The organism is Paenibacillus sp. FSL R7-0048 (assembly GCF_038004505.1).
Classification (GTDB): Bacteria; Bacillota; Bacilli; order Paenibacillales; family Paenibacillaceae; genus Paenibacillus_AQ; species Paenibacillus_AQ odorifer.
The window spans coordinates 4,163,668-4,181,728 of sequence record NZ_JBBORF010000001.1 but is presented as its reverse complement, the minus strand read 5'-3'; the positions used below and the strand labels follow the sequence as shown (position 1 = coordinate 4,181,728).

Annotated in this window: 14 protein-coding genes; 10 read left to right on the top strand and 4 right to left on the bottom strand. The window is 43.6% G+C overall.

What is annotated here, in order from left to right:
* The first annotated feature begins 104 nt into the window (after nt 1-104).
* The 5 genes from NSQ91_RS18615 to NSQ91_RS18595 all read left to right on the top strand — a co-directional run bounded on the left by NSQ91_RS18615 (nt 105) and on the right by NSQ91_RS18595 (nt 7,218).
* Nucleotides 105-1,073, top strand: coding sequence for an ABC transporter permease (locus tag NSQ91_RS18615; protein ID WP_076305388.1), 969 nt, complete (start codon nt 105-107; stop codon nt 1,071-1,073).
* 24 nt (nt 1,074-1,097) lie between these two features.
* Complete coding sequence (locus NSQ91_RS18610) at nt 1,098-1,997, top strand: carbohydrate ABC transporter permease (protein WP_081391970.1); 900 nt, start codon at nt 1,098-1,100, stop codon at nt 1,995-1,997.
* 57 nt (nt 1,998-2,054) lie between these two features.
* The gene (locus NSQ91_RS18605; RefSeq protein WP_076305387.1) at nt 2,055-3,686 is read left to right on the top strand and encodes an extracellular solute-binding protein; all 1,632 of its coding nucleotides are present in this window, start codon (nt 2,055-2,057) and stop codon (nt 3,684-3,686) included.
* A gap of 121 nt (nt 3,687-3,807) precedes the next feature.
* Complete coding sequence (locus tag NSQ91_RS18600) at nt 3,808-5,703, top strand: family 20 glycosylhydrolase (RefSeq protein ID WP_076305386.1); 1,896 nt, start codon at nt 3,808-3,810, stop codon at nt 5,701-5,703.
* A 15-nt stretch (nt 5,704-5,718) separates the two neighbouring features.
* Complete coding sequence (locus NSQ91_RS18595; protein WP_076129723.1) at nt 5,719-7,218, top strand: arylsulfatase; 1,500 nt, start codon at nt 5,719-5,721, stop codon at nt 7,216-7,218.
* Between the two features lie 72 nt (nt 7,219-7,290).
* On the opposite strand, the gene NSQ91_RS18590 is transcribed toward NSQ91_RS18595, so the two are convergent.
* Nucleotides 7,291-8,745, bottom strand: a complete 1,455-nt coding sequence (locus tag NSQ91_RS18590; protein WP_340919303.1) for a sulfatase family protein — start codon at nt 8,743-8,745, stop codon at nt 7,291-7,293.
* 154 nt (nt 8,746-8,899) lie between these two features.
* Here NSQ91_RS18590 and NSQ91_RS18585 point away from each other — a divergent pair, with 154 nt between their 5' ends.
* Both NSQ91_RS18585 and NSQ91_RS18580 read left to right on the top strand, forming a co-directional pair.
* Nucleotides 8,900-10,645 (top strand): glycoside hydrolase family 35 protein, encoded by a 1,746-nt coding sequence (locus tag NSQ91_RS18585; RefSeq protein WP_076305383.1) that lies wholly within the window; start codon nt 8,900-8,902, stop codon nt 10,643-10,645.
* Nucleotides 10,646-10,776: 131 nt separating this feature from the next.
* Entirely contained in the window at nt 10,777-11,166 is a 390-nt protein-coding gene (locus tag NSQ91_RS18580; protein ID WP_076133856.1) for a hypothetical protein, read from the top strand.
* Between the two features lie 84 nt (nt 11,167-11,250).
* On the opposite strand, the gene NSQ91_RS18575 is transcribed toward NSQ91_RS18580, so the two are convergent.
* Together NSQ91_RS18575 and NSQ91_RS18570 are read right to left on the bottom strand one after the other, a co-directional pair.
* Complete coding sequence (locus NSQ91_RS18575) at nt 11,251-12,276, bottom strand: serine hydrolase domain-containing protein (RefSeq protein ID WP_076305382.1); 1,026 nt, start codon at nt 12,274-12,276, stop codon at nt 11,251-11,253.
* 13 nt (nt 12,277-12,289) lie between these two features.
* On the bottom strand, nt 12,290-13,120 hold the full coding sequence (locus NSQ91_RS18570) for a MerR family transcriptional regulator (RefSeq protein ID WP_076281665.1): 831 nt from the start codon (nt 13,118-13,120) through the stop codon (nt 12,290-12,292).
* Nucleotides 13,121-13,293: 173 nt separating this feature from the next.
* Between NSQ91_RS18570 and NSQ91_RS18565 the strand changes: the two genes are divergently transcribed.
* Entirely contained in the window at nt 13,294-13,818 is a 525-nt protein-coding gene (locus NSQ91_RS18565) for an RNA polymerase sigma factor (RefSeq protein WP_081386240.1), read from the top strand.
* Nucleotides 13,815-14,981: a hypothetical protein gene (locus NSQ91_RS18560; RefSeq protein ID WP_076305381.1), complete on the top strand. Its 1,167-nt coding sequence runs from the start codon at nt 13,815-13,817 to the stop codon at nt 14,979-14,981. The genes NSQ91_RS18565 and NSQ91_RS18560 overlap by 4 nt, the downstream gene beginning before the upstream one ends.
* A gap of 247 nt (nt 14,982-15,228) precedes the next feature.
* Here NSQ91_RS18560 and NSQ91_RS18555 read toward each other — a convergent pair whose 3' ends face one another.
* Nucleotides 15,229-17,145, bottom strand: a complete 1,917-nt coding sequence (locus NSQ91_RS18555) for a right-handed parallel beta-helix repeat-containing protein (protein WP_076194926.1) — start codon at nt 17,143-17,145, stop codon at nt 15,229-15,231.
* Between the two features lie 120 nt (nt 17,146-17,265).
* On the opposite strand from NSQ91_RS18555, the gene NSQ91_RS18550 reads away from it, so the two are divergent.
* Nucleotides 17,266-18,045 (top strand): AraC family transcriptional regulator, encoded by a 780-nt coding sequence (locus NSQ91_RS18550; protein ID WP_076194929.1) that lies wholly within the window; start codon nt 17,266-17,268, stop codon nt 18,043-18,045.
* Nucleotides 18,046-18,061: the final 16 nt, after the last annotated feature.

Below are 18,061 nucleotides of genomic sequence, written 5' to 3'. Positions count from 1 at the left end.
TCGGAGTTGTATTCTCTATACAAGAGAATTTACACTCCCGATATAATTTACCATATAAATCGCTTACAAGCATAACAAACTCATACAGAAAGGTGGGGAGAAGATTGGCTGATTCTGTAACCGCTCGTACGCCTAAACGAAGCTTAAAAACTCGTGCTCCAAAGCAAAGTTTAGGAAAAATGATTTTACAGTACAAGTATTTTTACCTCATGGTTCTACCGGTGTTAATCTGGTATGCCCTCTTCAGCTATGCTCCCATGTACGGTGTAACGCTAGCGTTCAAAACATTTAATTACAGTGAGGGGATTCTGGGAAGTCCTTGGGTTGGGTTGGAGAATTTTCAAACGCTGCTGACCGACCCCGATTTTCGCAAGGCGTTTTGGAATACGGTCATTATCAGCTTGATGAAGCTGGTCACTCATTTCCCGATGCCCATTATCCTGGCGATTGTTTTATATGAGTTTTCCAGGACAAAAATGAAGCGGTTTTTTCAGACGATCCTGACGTTCCCGCATTTTATATCGTGGGTTGTACTGTCGGGGATTATTATCAATATTTTAAGCAAGGACGGGATTTATAACCAGATCATCATGCTGTTTGGTGGAGATCCGAATTCTCCTCTTGTCGATGAAAGTGCATTCAGACCCGTTCTGTATATCACGCATGTGTGGCGAGAGATCGGTTGGGATTCAATCATTTACCTGGCGGCTCTGGCAGGGATCAATCCTGAGCTGTTTGAAGCGGCTGAAGTGGACGGAGCGAACCGGTTTCGCCGTTTGCTAAACATCGCATGGCCGGGTTTGAAGAGTACGGTCGCAGTTCTGTTAATCCTTCAAGTTGGACAACTACTAACCCAAGGTTCGAGCTTCGAGCAAATTTTCAACCTGTATAGTTCGCCGGTATATTCGGTTGCCGACACGATCGATACTTACATTTATCGGACTTCCTTCACGATTGGAGGAGACTTTGGATATATGACCGCCGTGGGTGTCGTCAAGTCCATTATCAGCCTAATCCTTTTATGGGCGGCCAATACGTTCGCTAAGAAGATGGGCGAGGAAGGGCTGTATTAATCTGCAGGAAAAGGGGAGAAGCAAGTGACCGACATAACGGTTAAAAAGAGAAAAAAGTGGAGTGTCTTCGATATCGTCGCATTCGTGGTTCTGGGGCTCCTAGCAATAGTAACATTTTTTCCTTTCTATAATGTTCTTATTATCTCTGTGGCAAAGTTCGAAGCGATTAGTAAAAGTGACTTTTATATTTTTCCGCTTTCGTTTGACCTGTCCGCTTACAAGCTTTTGCTTCAGGATATGAAGTTTTGGACTTCCATCTTTAATTCTGTCATCGTAACTGTGGTTGGCGTGTTGTTCAGTATGACAATCTCTGTGGCGGGAGCTTACGCATTATCCAAGCGGGGTATGCCCGGCAGAAACATAATGCTCAGCATGATCTTGTTCACTATGTTTTTCAATGGCGGTTTAATTCCTTTTTACTTAGTCGTTAAGGATCTAGGATTCGTAAACAATATACTCGTCATGATCATCCCCGCGGGTCTCAATACGTTTTATCTAATCATTATGAAAAACTATTTCAATACCATTCCAGAAAGCTTGGAAGAATCGGCTAAGCTGGACGGGGCGAATGATCTGTACATTCTTTTCAAAATCATTATTCCGATCTCTGCTCCATTCATGGCGACTTTTGCTTTGTTCTATGCTGTGGAAAGATGGAATGAATGGTGGTATGCGCTGATTTTTATCAGTGACGCTGCTAAAGCACCACTTCAGATTTATCTGCGGGAGACACTCATTACTTCGAATTCCTTGCTAAGCCAAATGGCACAAACGATGGCCGAGCAGGAGCAGACGGGGAAGGTCTACACACCTGCACTTCAAATGGCAGCGATTGTAGTTTCGAGTATTCCGATTATTGTTGTTTATCCGTTCCTGCAGAAGCATTTTAATAAAGGGATTATGGTGGGTTCAATAAAAGGATAAGAAAGATTTTAAATAGATTGATTCTATCCTAAAATAGTATAAAGGGAGGTTTCAAGCATGCATAGAAAGAAAATAATGACATTGGCATTATGTATAACTTTGTTGGCTTCAGTACTCACGGCTTGCGGTGGAGGCAATAACGGCAAAGGGCAGGCTGGTTCAAACGGTGAAACATCTCCGAATTCTTCTAACTCCACGGATAATCCTTACAAGGATCCAATGACCATTTCTCTTGGGTTTTGGGATGCGGATGCCGAGATTGCTAACATCGAAAAGGACCCGATCGCTAAACAAGTATTGGAGAAATTCAACATCACACTAAAACCTGTCAATTTGTCTTGGGATGACTATACCCAGAAGATTCAAATGTGGGCCGCTTCTGGCCAATTGCCAGACATTTTCGCGATCGACGCCGTCGGCACGCAATATCAGCGCAAATGGGTGAATCAAGGCGTTGTCAAAGCGCTCCCGGATCTTTCAAAGTATCCAAACCTTGCAAAATACTTTGAATCGCCAGATATTAAAGGATTAGGAGTAGATGGAAAGTATTATACTGTGCCTCGCCGGATGTTCCCGAGTGTTGATTGGAGCGCACTGGATCGTATGGTCTTCTATCGTTGGGATCTTGCTCAAAAGGCTGGGATCACCAAAGAGCCAGAGACATGGGAAGAGTTTGAAGCCATGCTTGATGCAATCGTAAAGTCGGATCCGGAAGGCAAGCATGTTACTGGCCTTACGACGACAACTACCAAGATGCTGGGCGGATTCTTCTGGTTGTATGGCAACCCGGTTGCTACTAGTGATGGAAGCGGCAGTGATTTTAAATGGATCAAAGAGGATGGAAAGTTTATCCCTGCTGTATTCTCTAAAAATGCGCTGCCAGCGCTGCAAAACATGAAGAATATGTACGAAAAAGGATTGATCGATCCAGACATCGCGCTCGTCAAACCAGCAGAGTCCTATGACAATTTCGTAGCAGGCAAAGCAGCTGCTCTTCTAAGCGGTGGAGGTTTCATAAATTTAAATAGCGATATGTATGAAAAACGCTGGAAAACAGCTTATCCGGATAAGAATATGACGGAGAGCGTGAAGGCGCTCAAGCCGCTTATCGGTCCTGATGGTGAACGCTCACATGCCATCTTTAAAACATACTGGTCAGAAAGCTATTTCAGCAATAAGATTGACGATAAAAAGATGGATCGCATCATGGCACTCTATGATTATGTGTTGTCTCCTGAAGGCAAGGATCTGTTGACTTATGGCATCGAAGGTGTAGATTATAAGCTCGAAAATGGGCAGAAGGTTGTCATTGAAAAGGGTTCATTAAATGAGAAGTATCCAGCTAGCAGATTTCTGAAGAATTTGGTGGCTTATGAAACTTCAGATAGCTATAACATGGATAACCCGACGATTGCTAATGAAGGAATTCGCAAAGAAGCTGTCGATTACATCGACTGGATTCAGAACAATACAAAGGTGCCAGAATACGACATTAGGTTAACTTATATGTCCACCCCAACAAAGGATAAATTTACTGTGCTTGACCATGATGATTTGCTTAAGATCATGCTTTCCAAAGAACCCGTTGAGAGTTACTGGAATAGCATTGTGAACGATTATAAGGCTAAAGGTCTTGATAAAATGATAGAGGAAGTAAATGAGAAGGCCAAGGAACAAGGTATTGAATAATGGATGAATAGAGAAGATCCGGGCGCTAGTAGCCCGGATCTTCCGTTTAATTATTTGAAGTATGGCTTAGACTGTGCGGCGCTACAGACCGCATACTTATAAGATTGGGAGGGTAAAGTCTATGAACCTTAGCATTCATTTGACAGGGTTAACCGAGAAACAGTTAGCAGCTGTTTCAGAAGTAGCGGGAATATTGAGTATTCGAATGGAACGCTCAGGGATACCAGTGATTTGTAAGAAGCAAGGGAAGGGCATTCGAATATCTTACGATGAGGCTCAGGTCACCATTGCGTATGAACAGGAGCATCAATTGTTCCGGGCACTCAGCCGATTTCTTGAGAACGTACGCCGCGGAGAACGAGTTGAAATTAATGAACGGCCGGTTTATGAACAGTTAGGCTTCATGGTAGACTGTTCGCGAAATGCGGTTCTTAACTATGAAGGATATAAGGAATTGATCCGGCGTTTAGCGCTTATGGGATATTCAACGGTTCAGTTGTATACGGAAGACACCTACGAACTGGAGGGATACCCTTATTTCGGCTATTTGCGAGGCCGATATACAGGAGATCAAATTCGGGAGCTGGAACAGTATGCCGCGTTATTTGGCATAGAACTGGTTCCTTGTATTCAGACCCTGGCCCATCTCGGCCAAGCGTTGAAATGGCAGGCACATGCACCGCTTGTGGATTTCCAGGATATTCTCCTTATTGATGATCCCAGAACTTATGAGTTAATTGATCGAATGTTTGCTTTTATGTCGGCTCATGTAAGCAGTCGCCGCATAAATATCGGGATGGACGAAGCTCATATGATGGGACTTGGTAAATACCTGGATAAGCATGGGTATCAGGATCGCTCCTCGTTAATGTTAAAACACTTTAGCACTGTTATGGAGATCGCCAGAAAATATGGTTTCCAGACGATGATGTGGAGCGACATGTTTTTTCGTCTGGCCAGTTCCGGAGAATATTACGATGCTGAAAGTCCAATTAGCCCTGATATTGTAAAGCTGATTCCTGAAGATGTTACCTTGATCTACTGGGATTATTATTCGGAAACGCAGGAGAAATACGACGGGATGTTAAGCAAACATAAGCAGCTGAATGATCATATTGGATTTGCAGGTGGTGCTTGGAAATGGATGGGCTTCGCTCCAAACAATGAATTCAGTCGCCATGTCAGTCTGCTGGCTCATGATAGCTGTGTTAAGTATGGAATTCAAGAAGTGTTGATTACCGCATGGGGAGATAATGGCGCTGAAGCTTCCGTTTTCTCGGTTCTTCCTACCCTTCAACTTTGGGCGGAGCTCTGCTACACGAGATGTTTCGTGGAGAACCATGTCAAAGAAAGATTCAGTAGCTGCGTGCAAGGCAATTATGATGACTTTATGGCACTCGATGCGGCCAACTTGGTTCCGGGTAATTCGGCACCGGGGGGATGTTCTATCAATCCGGCTAAATACTTGCTTTATCAAGATATTTTATGTGGTTTGTTCGATCGACATGTTATTCCTAGCTCGTATTCGAAGCATTATCAGCAAAGTGCAGAAAAGCTCGAACAGGCGATCACTCGCAATTCGCCTTGGCAATCCATATTTTCTGTACAAGCCAGCTTGTGTCGCTTGCTCGAAATAAAGAGCGAAATCGGGATTTCTATACACGAAGCTTATCATCGTGGAGATTTAGAGGAATTGGCTCACTTTGCCAAGGTGACTTTGCCACAATTATCTGATTTGGCCAGACAATTCATGGACGACTATCGAGTGCAATGGGAGCAGGAAAATAAGGTGTTTGGTCTTGATGTCTTTGATCTTCGTATGGGAGGATTGCTTCAGAGAATCAGAACGGCGATTCATCGAATCAATCGTTATGTCGAAGGGAACGTGGAACAGATTGCTGAATTAGAAGAGGAGCTTCTGACGTTCGACGGCCTTGTTGACGAGGGCAACCCCAGGGCGATAAGTGCGAATTTATGGCACACGATTGCAACACCATCCGTGATCGCTGGGGTTTAAGAAGGGGGTGAGGTTATGATTGATACTAATCTGGACAATCAAAAGGGCACAAAGCAGCCTAACCTTCTGCTTATCACCGTAGATCAGATGCGTTTTGATTGCCTGAGCATTATGGGACATCCCGTCGTTGAGACACCCAACCTGGACGCTCTGGCATCAAGGGGGATCTTATTTGAGCACGCGTATTCGGCTACCCCCAGTTGTATTCCCGCCAGGGCTGCTATCATGACAGGAATGGGGCAAAGATCACATGGCCGGGTTGGTTATCAGGATAAGGTTGAATGGAATTACGCCCATACGATTGCCGGCGAGCTTGCTCAAGCTGGTTATCATACGCAGTGTGTTGGCAAGATGCATGTGTATCCTGCACGTAATCTATGTGGATTCCATAATGTGGTGCTTCATGATGGATATCTTCACTACAATCGGGATAAGAACCAAACGTTCCATGATGAACACTATGATCAAGTGGACGATTATTTGCAGTGGCTGCGAAGACAAACTGATACCAATTCGGATATCACTGACTTAGGCCTCGATTGCAACGCCTCAACGGTTGCCCGCCCCTGGCACTTGCCGGAAGCGATGCATCCAACGAATTGGTGCGTAACCGAGTCGCTAGACTTTTTGCGGAGAAGAGACCCTGGGAAACCATTTTTCCTATGGTCTTCCTTCGTTCGCCCGCATTCCCCCTTGGATCCGCCACAATGTTATCTAGATATGTACAAGGACTTGGAATTTCCTGATCCTCCAATCGGAGATTGGGTGGACGAGAGTGCTGCCTTAAACGGAGCTAAGGATCCAACTTCTTCGTTCACTAATTTGCCAAAGCGCAGATTGGATCGTGCCCGTGCCGCGTATTACGCGCTAATTACGCATCTTGACGACCAAATTGGGAGGTTGATCAATGGGCTGCAGGAGTATGGAGTTTTAAATGAAACTTTGATTCTATTTACTTCTGATCATGGTGAAATGATGGGGGATCACCATTACTTCCGGAAATCTCTTCCTTATGAAGGAAGTGCTAAGATTCCTTTCATAGTGTTTGATCCGGGAGAAACGCTTGGACTTCTTGCCGGCTCCCGGCTTGATTCCATTGTAGAGCTTCGCGATATTATGCCCACATTTCTTGAAGCTGCTGGCGTCCAAATACCATTTACAGTAGAAGGGCAAAGTGTGTTGCCGCTGTGCAGGGGAGATCAGACATTGTGGCGATCTTATATTCATGGGGAACAAGCCTATGGAGAAAAGTCCCACCACTTCTTAACGGATGGAAGAGAGAAATTTATTTGGTATTCTCAGACAGGGGAAGAGCAGTATTTTGATTTAGCGGCAGACCCCTCTGAGAAGATTAATGCGATAGGCTGTATTGATAAATTCGAGCGCATAAAAGAATGGAGAGAGCGTCTTATTCACGAGCTGGAGGGACGAGAGGAAGGGTTTGTAAACAACGGAGAATGGATTGCCGGACGCCCAATTTCTCATATTCTAAAGGCATCCCAATTGGGGAAATAATCATAACTTAGGGCAACCTGAACTTTCAGGTTGCCCTAAGTCTGTTAAGGATAGAAAGAAAGGTTAGTGAATTTACCAGCTACTCCGGCGTTCAGGCAAAGGGTCCTGATCTTGAATCATTCGATGGACGAGCAATTCAATCATCGAATGGCGAATATCACTATAATCGGGATCTTCAAAACGATTGGAGTTCTCACGAGGATCCTCTTTCAAATCATACAATTCACCGTAGGTCTCACCTGCGAAGATTACCAGCTTATAGCGTGTTGTACGCAAACACTTAGCGTTAATGCCGCGATCATGAGCAATATAAGCGGTTAGGGCAGAATTACGCACATGGGACTCTCTTCCAGCCAGCACCTCCATCTGTGACACACCTTGAATTCCGTAGGAAGTTTTGAGACCTGCGGCTGCAAGCAGTGTGGGGACAATATCAACATGTTCCATCAAAGCAGGGACCCGTTGCCCGGAAGCAATCCCAGGACCGCGTACGATCATCGGGATTCGTGTTAACCCTTCATAAAACCACGGCCCTTTGTAAATCAGCCCATGGTCACCGAGCAGTTCTCCGTGGTCGCTGGTGAAGAGGATGACTACATCATCGTACATATCTTTTTGACGCCAAGCTTTTATAATACGTCCGATCTGCTCGTCAATGAAGGTAATCATCGCATAATAATTTCGGGTGAGCCGTTTCATATGCGCTTCATCAAGAGAATGCTCCTCACCGCCACCAGGCCAATATCCTCCCTGACTCTGACGCAGCAGATGTGGAGGACGAAGATGCACGTCGTCTGCTTCGCTGGCTGGAGATGGAATGTCAGTGTCAGCGTACATATCCGCATAAGCTTTTGGAGGGTCAAAGGGGTGATATGGATCGACGAAACTGGTCCATAAAAATAGCGGTTGTTCGGTTTTGTGAGAGAGGATCACATCGATGCTCCGTTCAGCAATCCAGTATGACTGGTGTAGCTCTGGAGGGATTTCGCTCTCCCACACATCGTTTTGAGCATTAGAAGCTCTGTAACGGTCCTTGCTGAAACGTTCTGCCGCTTCAGGGTTGCGCTCTCTAAGCCACTCCATATATTCCCCGATACAATTATCTTCCGTAATATGATGTTCATCAAATCCGTAGTACGTTCCATCGTAAGCTCTTCCGCGGTCACGATAAGCAGGCTCTTCATATTCTTGTGAAAAGTCCCCCTTCATCTGAGGGCGGAAATGCATCTTTCCTATACCGATGGTTTTATAATCCGCTTTCTTTAAATGATCGCATAAGGTAAGTTCGTCTTCTCTGAGTGTGGTACCGATGTTCCAGGCACCGTGAACATGCGGATACCTGCCTGTAAAAATGGAAGAACGTGAAGGCGTGCAAACAGGACTAGCGCAGTAAGCACCAGTGAAGAGTGTGCCTTCCGAAGCAAGCTTGTCAAGCTCAGGTGTCAGTACGGAAGCGTTTTCGATACCTAGTGCGTCCGCACGCATTTGATCTGTGGTAATTAACCAAATATGAGTTCTTTTTGACATCCGTAACAACCCCCTATGAATATAGTGTATAGCATCACAAAAGCCTCTAGCAACCAATGAATTCTCCATATATTTCATTAGAATCGTCCATATGGGTTGATATTTTTATTACCTATAATTAAATAGTCTATCTCAATGTTGGAGGAGAAATTATATGCGGAAGTTATCCATATCAGGGGATCATTTTACATTAGACGAACAACCCATCCGGTTGCTTTCTGGTGCGCTTCATTATTTCCGGATCGTTCCGGAATATTGGCAGGATCGTTTGCTGAAGCTGAAGGCTTGTGGATTGAATACTGTTGAAACCTATATTCCTTGGAATTTACACGAACCAGAGGAGGGGAGCTTCAATTTTGCTGGATTTGCTGACATCGAGGCTTTCGTTAGACTTGCTGGAGAGCTTGGTTTGCACGTGATTTTGCGGCCAAGTCCTTATATTTGTGCGGAATGGGAATTCGGTGGATTGCCAGCTTGGTTACTTGCGGAGAATAACATACAGCTGCGTTGTAATGATAACGTCTATTTATCTAAGTTGGATGCCTATTTCGATGAGTTGCTTCCACGTCTGCGGCCTTTGTTAAGCACTAACGGTGGGCCTGTGCTTGCTCTTCAGGTAGAGAACGAATATGGAAGCTTTGGTAGTGATAAGAATTACCTGAATGATCTAAAAGCAGGAATGATCGCCCGCGGCATGGACGTTCTGCTGTTTACTTCAGATGGAGCTGAAGATCATATGCTCCAAGGGGGCATGATTGACGGAGTGTTCGCCACGGTGAATTTCGGTTCACGGGCAAAGGATGCCTTTGCTAAACTACGTGAATATCAGCCTACGGGACCGTTGATGTGTATGGAATTCTGGAATGGATGGTTTGACCACTGGATGAAACCGCATAATACACGCCCCGAATCTGAAGTAGCGGAGACTTTGGATGAAATGCTGGCTTTAGGAGCCTCTGTTAACTTCTATATGTTCCATGGGGGGACGAATTTTGGATTTATGAATGGGGCAAATCTTTTTGACAAATATGAGCCCATCGTAACCAGCTACGATTATGATACGCTGCTGGACGAATCCGGTAAGCCAACTGCAAAATTCTATGCAGCTCGGACAATAATTGAGAAATACGTAACGTTGCCGCCCCTGGAATTACCGCCGTTAATAAAGTCACAAGCTTATGGTAAAGTGTTGATGACAGAAGCAGCACCACTGTTCACTCAGTTAGACGTTTTGTCTCACCCAGTACATAGAGCATGTCCCGAGCCAATGGAGAAACTGAATCAGAATTATGGGTTCATTTTGTATTCGACGAAGATCAGTGGACCCCGCAGCAGTACGGAGCTCTTCCTTCAAGAAGTACGTGATCGTGCGCTTGTATTCGCGAATGGGGCCTTTGTCGGTACAGTTGAACGCTGGGATCCGCGAGGAATTCCATTAGAGGTTCCAACGGAGGGACTGCAGATTGACATCCTTGTGGAGAATATGGGGCGTGTAAATTATGGCCCGCTGCTTCGTGATCCAAAAGGCATAACCTGTGGCGTTAGACTCGGCTATCAATTCCTGCATGATTGGACGATTCGTTCTTTGCCTTTAACCCATCTTAAGGGATTATCATTCACACCGATAGATTGCGAGCAACGTCAGCAGCCCACTTTTTACCGGGGGAGCTTTCAAGTCAGTAAGCCTGAGGATACTTTTTTGCAGCTGGATGGATGGAGTAAAGGTCAGGTTTTTATAAACGGCTTTAATTTAGGGCGCTACTGGGAGAAGGGTCCAACTAAAACACTGTACTTACCAGCGCCGCTTCTGCGTCAAGGTGATAACGAGCTAATCTTATTCGAACTACATGGCGTAATGGAGCCAGTGGTTACTTTTGTGGATACACCGGAGCTCACATGATATTTAACGGGTGAGGAAGTATCATGATTCTATAGTATGGGTCTGATGATTTTTAATATATAATCAAAACAGCCCAACAATTTATAGGAACTGAAAATGCACGATTAGGGTGGGTTAGAGGAGGATTTTAAATGAGCTATGATTTGATGGCATTCGAGACGTCTAAAGCACCGCAAGAGAGAGCAGCGTTTATGGAGTGGTATGAACAGCAAGTGCAGTGGTCGGAAGACCATGCCTATAATGATCCATCAGTTTTATCGGAGGCGTTGCAACGCTTTTATAGTGAGTTGTCTGAGCAATTTCCTAATATGAATGTAGAGGACGAGATTTTTGAAGCGATGGAGGAAGCCGGAACGGATAACCGGTTGACTGACTACTCGCTTGGCTCATCCGTCATCTATGCGGCTTTCGCTTATTCTGTAGCTGAGGAAGCTTATACGGCGATGCGGGAGTTGGCTATAAAACACAAAGTAGGATTTTTTGATGTAAGCAGCAACGAAGGCGATATTATTTTTCCTTGAAGCAAAATGATTTAGAGTGTAGACAGCTGGTTGCTCTCCTAGTTGTTAATGAAGTAGTGGCAACCAGCATGTTTTCTATCTTCTTTACTCTACAACAGACGGAATAATACAATCCTTAATCAGAGGCCACCGGTCACGAGGCTGAAGTGTGAATTCTGAGGCGATGGCTACGACAAGTTTTTTTTCTGGAATGCAGCAAATGACATTACCGCCATCACCTAACGCTGAGTAGGTGTAAACCCCGTCTTCTTCGCGTAGCCACCACAAGTAACCGTAATGATTAGGGTTCATCGCTGTTGATTCCTCAATCCATGTCTCCGAAATGATCTGATTATTCTCCCATTGTCCACGGTTCAAATATAATAAACCAAAACGCGCCATATCGCGTGGAGACAACGTAAGTCCCCAACCTCCTGTGGTGATACGATTGGGGTCTTCCACCCACCCCTTCACATTAACCCCAAACAAATCATCGAACCCAAATGAGCTCATCTCATAATCCGGGATTTCATTCATTCCGATAGGTTTAAATAAACGTTCGTTGGCGAACTCACGGGCACTTTGTCCAGTGCTGCGCGTGATGATGGCAGAAAGCAGATGTGCTCCAGCGGTAGAATATTTGAAATCCCCAATTGTTCCTTGTTGGCCTAGCATATCCAGCGTATATTTTACCCAGTCAGGCTGCATACACATTTGCTCCAGCGGTTCGTGCCAATCTGCAAAAGCATAAGGTGCGGTCATCGTCAGGAGATGGCGTAAGGTGATTTCTTGTTTTTGCGGATCTTGAGCAGCGTTTGGAACATAGTCCGGGAAAAACTCCAGTACCTTTTGATCTGCATTGTTAATACAGCCAGCATCTATGGCAATGCCTATGAGCGCGGATATGATACTTTTTGTTACAGAGGCCACATGATGTGTGTCATTCAGGCCAGCGCCATTATAATATTTTTCATAAGCAATAGTTCCATTTCTTACCACAACAATCCCATTGATATTGCTATACTCGGATTTGATCCTCGATTCTAGTTCTGAAAGCATATCAGCATCCATTCCTAAGTTTGCGGGGGCTGAGATTTGCCAATCTGAAGTTGGATAATTGTTTTTGAGCATGAAAGTTACTCCTTTATGAATTTTTTTTCTTTACTGGAAAATAGACCTCAGTAACCAGATCCTCAGGCACAGCAACCTGTGTCGGGTCCGTTAAGTAGATTTCATAAGGTGAGTTCACCCATTCATAACCTTCATTTTCTATCCATTCTCTCAGCTGAGCATAGACCGAGGTCAATTCTGAATAGGCGCCTTTAAGAACAGATCTCGCACAAAGAGCATCAGGCAAATCTCTTGTACCTTTTACACCCTCTTTTATGGGGAGAGCAAACTCTGTATCATTTCCGGCTGGATTATATTCATGGCTGTGATATATCGTTATTGGCGTACCGAGCAAAGTGAGTTTTTCCGTGGCGATTTTTTCATATAGCCTGCTAAAATAATGTCCATAACCTAACGCATAGTCATCACTGCTCAACATCTGACGCATAAAAAGAATATTCATAGGCTGAGTTTCAACAAGCTCTACTTTTATCTCATTCAGGTAAGACATCATGGGAATACCTTTCTCCAGATTTAAAACATCACTATTGATTTGTTGTAAGGTGTATTCATAAGCGCTTATTTTCTCCTGTATTTCTTTTTTCTTGAGATTAAGGGCTGAGTAGAGCTTCTCTTCTGAATGATTCTGTTCCCCTTGTAAAATGTCTTTGATTTCTTCCAGCGAGAAACAATAACCTTTCAGACGATTGATAAAAAGCATTTTTTTAAGTTGTTTAATGGAGTAATACCTATAACCGTTCTCAGGGTTAATCTCATCGGGATGAATTAATCCGATCTCATCATAATATCGAAGCGTCTTCGTAGAAACTTCGCATATCTTCGAGAATTCTCCAATCGACAGCAAAAAGTCATCTCCTTTTTTCGTTTTAATTAAGCTTCCAAGCCAAAACATCGATGTTTGGTTCTAGCTCTACTTAACACCTTACCCTAAGGTCAAAGTCAACAGCAAAATAGTGAACCGATTCTAAGGTTACGACAATATATAGGTGAATGGCCATTCAGAAAGGAGTAGCCTACTTGGAAATTGAAGAGTTGAGTGACCTAATAAAATTACATGGCAAAGCAATTTACGCATTTTGTTTTACGCTTGCGGGGAATAGGGTGGATACTGACGATCTCTATCAGGAGACTTTTTTAAAAGCTATGGAAATGCGGCATAAAATGGACCTGAACCAAAATCCGAAAGCGTTCCTTATCTCGATTGCTATCTCATTACGCAAAAACAAACGCAGAAAATGGGCATGGCGGCAAAGAATTGCACCTACAGCAGATTATAATGAAGCGGTCGATCTGGCGTGTACTTCCGATGGAGAGGTTATGCCAGAGGATGCATTGCTGTCCCAGGAGCTTCGGCACATGATTCATGCTGCCGCAGACCGGCTGAATGAGAAACTGAAAATACCGCTCTATCTGTACTATACCGCAGAAATGACCGTTGATGAGATTGCTTCAGCGCTAAGGATTCCACCGGGCACAGTTAAAAGCAGACTTTTCCAAGCCCGCAAGGCGATGAAAAAGATTTTGGAGGTTGAATCCCAATGAATAACTCCGAAAAGTTGGATCAACTGCTAAAGCAAGCGCTAGCTTCTACAGCAGAGCCGACAGAGGAATTAAACGAAAGAATCATCCAACAGTTTAAGGAGACTAAACCAATGAAACCAGCCTATAAAAAAAGAGTTTCGATTGGACTAATGGTTGCTATATTCACGCTTGTAATGTCTTTAACGGCTTATGCAGCTACACAGCTATTTAGCCCCAAGCAGATTGCTGAGCATCTGGGCCAGCAACTGCTGGCAAAAGCATTCGAAAGCAGGGATGCTGTTGAAATCAACCAATCGGTTATATCTGGTGATTATAACGTGACGTTGAATGGAATAGTCTCGGGGGAAGGTCTTTCAGAACTGAGTAAGTCTGATCAGAATATTAACCCAAACAGAACCTATGCCGTTGTATCCATCGCCAGAATAGACGGTGGCCCCATGCCTGCTACAAGTGAACCGGAGTATGGCCAGGATCCATTCTTTGTGTCACCGCTTATAAAGGGACTAAAACCATGGCAGGTTAATATCACAACAATGAATGGTGGCTATAGCGAGGCTGTTATAGATGGAATTATGTACCGGCTGATTGAATGTGATGGAGTGGAGATGTTCGCTGACCGAGGGGTATATCTAGCTGTCAGTAATGGTAGTTCTTTTTTCAGCAAAGATGCGTTTGCTTATAATGAAAGTACAGGGGAAATTAGCGCTAATAACGATTACAAGGGAACCGCTATTCTATTTGAACTTCCGCTGGACCCAACCAAAGCTGACCCTGTCAAAGCTGAGAGCTATTTACAAGAGCTGTTGAAAGAACCCTCTGCCGACAGCAAAGTTGATTCAGCGGTTTCAACAGATGCAGCTGCCTCTATTGATGATGATGAGAAGGAACTAATTAAAAAAATAGAGGATATGAAGAAAAAAATCTCCACCGGCACGATTATCCCTGAATCTGTAAAGGAAGTGCGTGTTGATGAACAAGGGGCTTTCAATTATGAATACGATAACTGGAGTGTTAAGCTTTTTGTCCAAAATATGTTTGAGGAAGGGCAAATCGGTTACTCGGATTCCGTAAGCTTCAGTGCGGACGATAAAGAAACTAGGGCACTTCAATTTTCCAGAGATGAAAAGGGTGTAATCACGGGCAGGATTATTATTTTGAATTAGAGTATCATTCAGATAACTTTTCACAAGACTTATCTATATTCGTTTTATTTATCGTCCATGACCTTCAGATCAATTCTTTGATCGGTCAGTAAAGAATTTAACGAAGAATTTAAAGCAGGAGAGATTGTTGAATATCAAATCATAATAGAACAAAACGAAGTATCTATTCAAAAGATTAAGGCCAATAAGTAGCAGACTCAATGATTGCAATGAAAAAAGCAGGTGGACTAGCCACCTGCTTTACCGATCACCACACTTTAATATAATTTTTGCCCTTATTCAAAAGTGTAAGAGGTCCTAAAGTGCTTTTATTCTCTTTCTTGTTATCCAGAAAATCTGTATCCAGGATTATATTGCTGCCATCCGGATTCTCAAACTCGGCATCCACGATGCGCACCCGCGGCAAAGTTTCAGTTGAATGTACTTCACCTAAGAAGTTAACGAAGCTATCAGGCAGATCAATGGAAAGGAATCCCTCATCTCCTTGATCTACAATAAAGAAGTCTGGATCAAAGCTTTCTTCAACCAGCTTTACATTCTCTTTTTCGAAAGGCTCTGCACTGTTTAAGTAAGCGTTGTTATTAATGAACATAGGCTGTTCAACGAGTTCAAACTCCTCAAGATCACCGTGTAACTTATGGACATTCTCGATATACTCCGCCAAAGAGGTGGTGTAGTGATTGAAATGTGATGTTCCCACGCCTGTCCATCCGTCTTTTCCAACAATGATATTGTTATAGAACCGATCGTCCCCACCATAAATAAGTGAGAAACCGGCAATTTTTGTACTATGCGGAAGATGATATTGCGTGGACCGGTTTAGTACCTTTCGATGAACCATCCTGCCGCCGATCAGATTGTTGATATAGGCTCCACCTTGGGCTACATTCTCTAAAGCATGTTTAGCTGTCAAGATATTATGGTCAACAATGTAAGGGCCATGGCTTACTTCTATAAACAAATCCCGATGATTTTGATAGAACAGATTTTTGCTGATTCTTGTCCCTTGGGTCTGCCAATCCAGCCATAAACCTAAAGTACAATCGTGAATCCGGTTATGGTGGATGTGAGTATCGATCGGTGCGTGAAGCTTGATCCCCGCAATTTCGTGGCCCCAGAATTCCCGTTTTGTCGCAATGTTGTAAATATGGTTATGATGAATTTCGCTGAAAATACAACCTAAGTGGCCGACGATGGCATTTTGGCCGCAATCATAAATGGTATTATGGCGGATAAGATGTGAACCGATCGATTCTTTGCTCCAGCCCTGTCGCTCAGCAGTAAAGACGGATTCAAGCTGATATTGATATCCGGGTTTGTCTTTTCGAAGGGTGCGGTAATTATGGCCTGTGGAAGCTTCTTTGCCGATACTGATAGCGCTGCATTTGGCATCGTGAATGATATTATTTTCAATAATCCAGCCTTTGCTCCAGTTAGTGCCCAGCAGTCCGGGCTGGTCTGCCGTTGGAGGTGCCCAAGGTGTTGCCGCATGCGCCATTTCAAAACCTTTTACAGTAATATAATCAATTCCGGTTTCTTCAGGGTAGAAACAAGATCTGCGTACATTGATTTCTACCAGTTCTTTGTTCGGGTTGGCACCTTGGAAATTAGCGTAAATCGTGGTGTGGTCAGGGCTTACTTCGGCAAACCAAACGTAGGTCGTCTGTTTTGGATTTTGGACCGGAACCATCTCTTGTGTCCAGAGATCCTTGAACTCCAGCTTTTCGACAGGAGCTGCCAGTTGATCATACTGACTGACCTCATAAAAAGACATGCCATTTAGATATACATCCCCTAAGTGTCTTGTCTCCTCTATAGTGACGAGCCAATCGCCAGACACTTCCTCAACATACGGATTAAAGCTGCCAAAAAACGTGTTCGGCAAGATCACTTTCCATATTTGGTTCTCAACCTGCTGCCAATCTTGTATATGCTCAGAGCCTTTTATGACAACCTGTTCGTCTTCAGCGGCTTGATAAATAATTCTTCTTTGTTCGCTTAATCCTTTGTATCTCGGTTTTACCCACTCACGATATATCCCTTCATGAACGATAACCTTATCCCCAGCCACAGCTACTGAAGCCGCTTTATTGATGGTTAAAAAGGGATTATGTTGAGTGCCTTGACCTTGATCTGAACCAGTTTTTGATACGTGATATTCCATTGTCCTATAACCTCCGCTTGGTTGACTTTATCCAATATTATAGGAATTAACGTTGTTAGTTCTATACTTTATATAGTACACTTTAAGACAAAATTAGTGTTTTCGTGAAGGAGAATCTACTTGTGGCCCTTTTTTGAAAAACATGGTGTCGGCGAAAAAGATTACTTTAAACTCATTCCATTGAAAAACTATCATTTTCCACTTCATTTTCATCGGGCATTTGAGATTATTTATGTCAAAGACGGGCAGTTATCTATCACCATTGATGGGAAAAGCTATCAGGTACAGAAAAATGATCTGGTTTTTATTTTTCCTAATCAGATGCATGAATTTGAGACGATTGATTTTTCGGAGATTATGGTAATCCTCTTCTCCACAGAATTGATAGGTGATTTTCACATGAATTATAAAAGCTTTATACCAAATGATAATGTTCTCCATGCTGTGAATGAACCTGATTGTACAAAGCTGGATTCAATTTATAGCCAGAAAAGTTTCCTGTATGGTGTATGCGCGCAGTTGATCTGTCAGACATCATTTGCTCCGGTCAAACAGTCCCCGCAAACAAAGGTGCTCTATAAAATCCTGCTTTTTGTAGAACAAAATTATTCTGCCGATTGCACATTAAAAGCTGTAGCAAAACATCTGCAATATGATTACCCGTATTTATCAAAGCTATTTGTCCAGCTGATGAAAATGCCCTTCACAGATTACTTGAATCACTATCGGATCTCACAAGCATGTTATATATTAAAAAACTCGAATCTGACTATTGGTGAAGTTGCCAACCTTTGCGGCTATAGTAACTTACGGTCATTTCATCGGAATTTCCAGAAAATCACCCATCAATCGCCGAAAGGGTATCGGGTTTCCAATCCTCCTGATAAGGAAATGAACTAGAAGACTTAAAGGGGGG

Bases quoted from the DNA above. Each gene is read 5' to 3' on its own strand.
- NSQ91_RS18600 (WP_076305386.1), top strand. From the start codon at position 3,808: ATGAACCTTAGCATTCATTTGACAGGGTTAACCGAGAAACAGTTAGCA.
- NSQ91_RS18605 (WP_076305387.1), top strand. From the start codon at position 2,055: ATGCATAGAAAGAAAATAATGACATTGGCATTATGTATAACTTTGTTG.
- NSQ91_RS18555 (WP_076194926.1), bottom strand. From the start codon at position 17,145: ATGGAATATCACGTATCAAAAACTGGTTCAGATCAAGGTCAAGGCACT.
- NSQ91_RS18595 (WP_076129723.1), top strand. From the start codon at position 5,719: ATGATTGATACTAATCTGGACAATCAAAAGGGCACAAAGCAGCCTAAC.
- NSQ91_RS18575 (WP_076305382.1), bottom strand. From the start codon at position 12,276: ATGCTCAAAAACAATTATCCAACTTCAGATTGGCAAATCTCAGCCCCC.
- NSQ91_RS18590 (WP_340919303.1), bottom strand. From the start codon at position 8,745: ATGTCAAAAAGAACTCATATTTGGTTAATTACCACAGATCAAATGCGT.
- NSQ91_RS18560 (WP_076305381.1), top strand. From the start codon at position 13,815: ATGAATAACTCCGAAAAGTTGGATCAACTGCTAAAGCAAGCGCTAGCT.
- NSQ91_RS18580 (WP_076133856.1), top strand. From the start codon at position 10,777: ATGAGCTATGATTTGATGGCATTCGAGACGTCTAAAGCACCGCAAGAG.
- NSQ91_RS18585 (WP_076305383.1), top strand. From the start codon at position 8,900: ATGCGGAAGTTATCCATATCAGGGGATCATTTTACATTAGACGAACAA.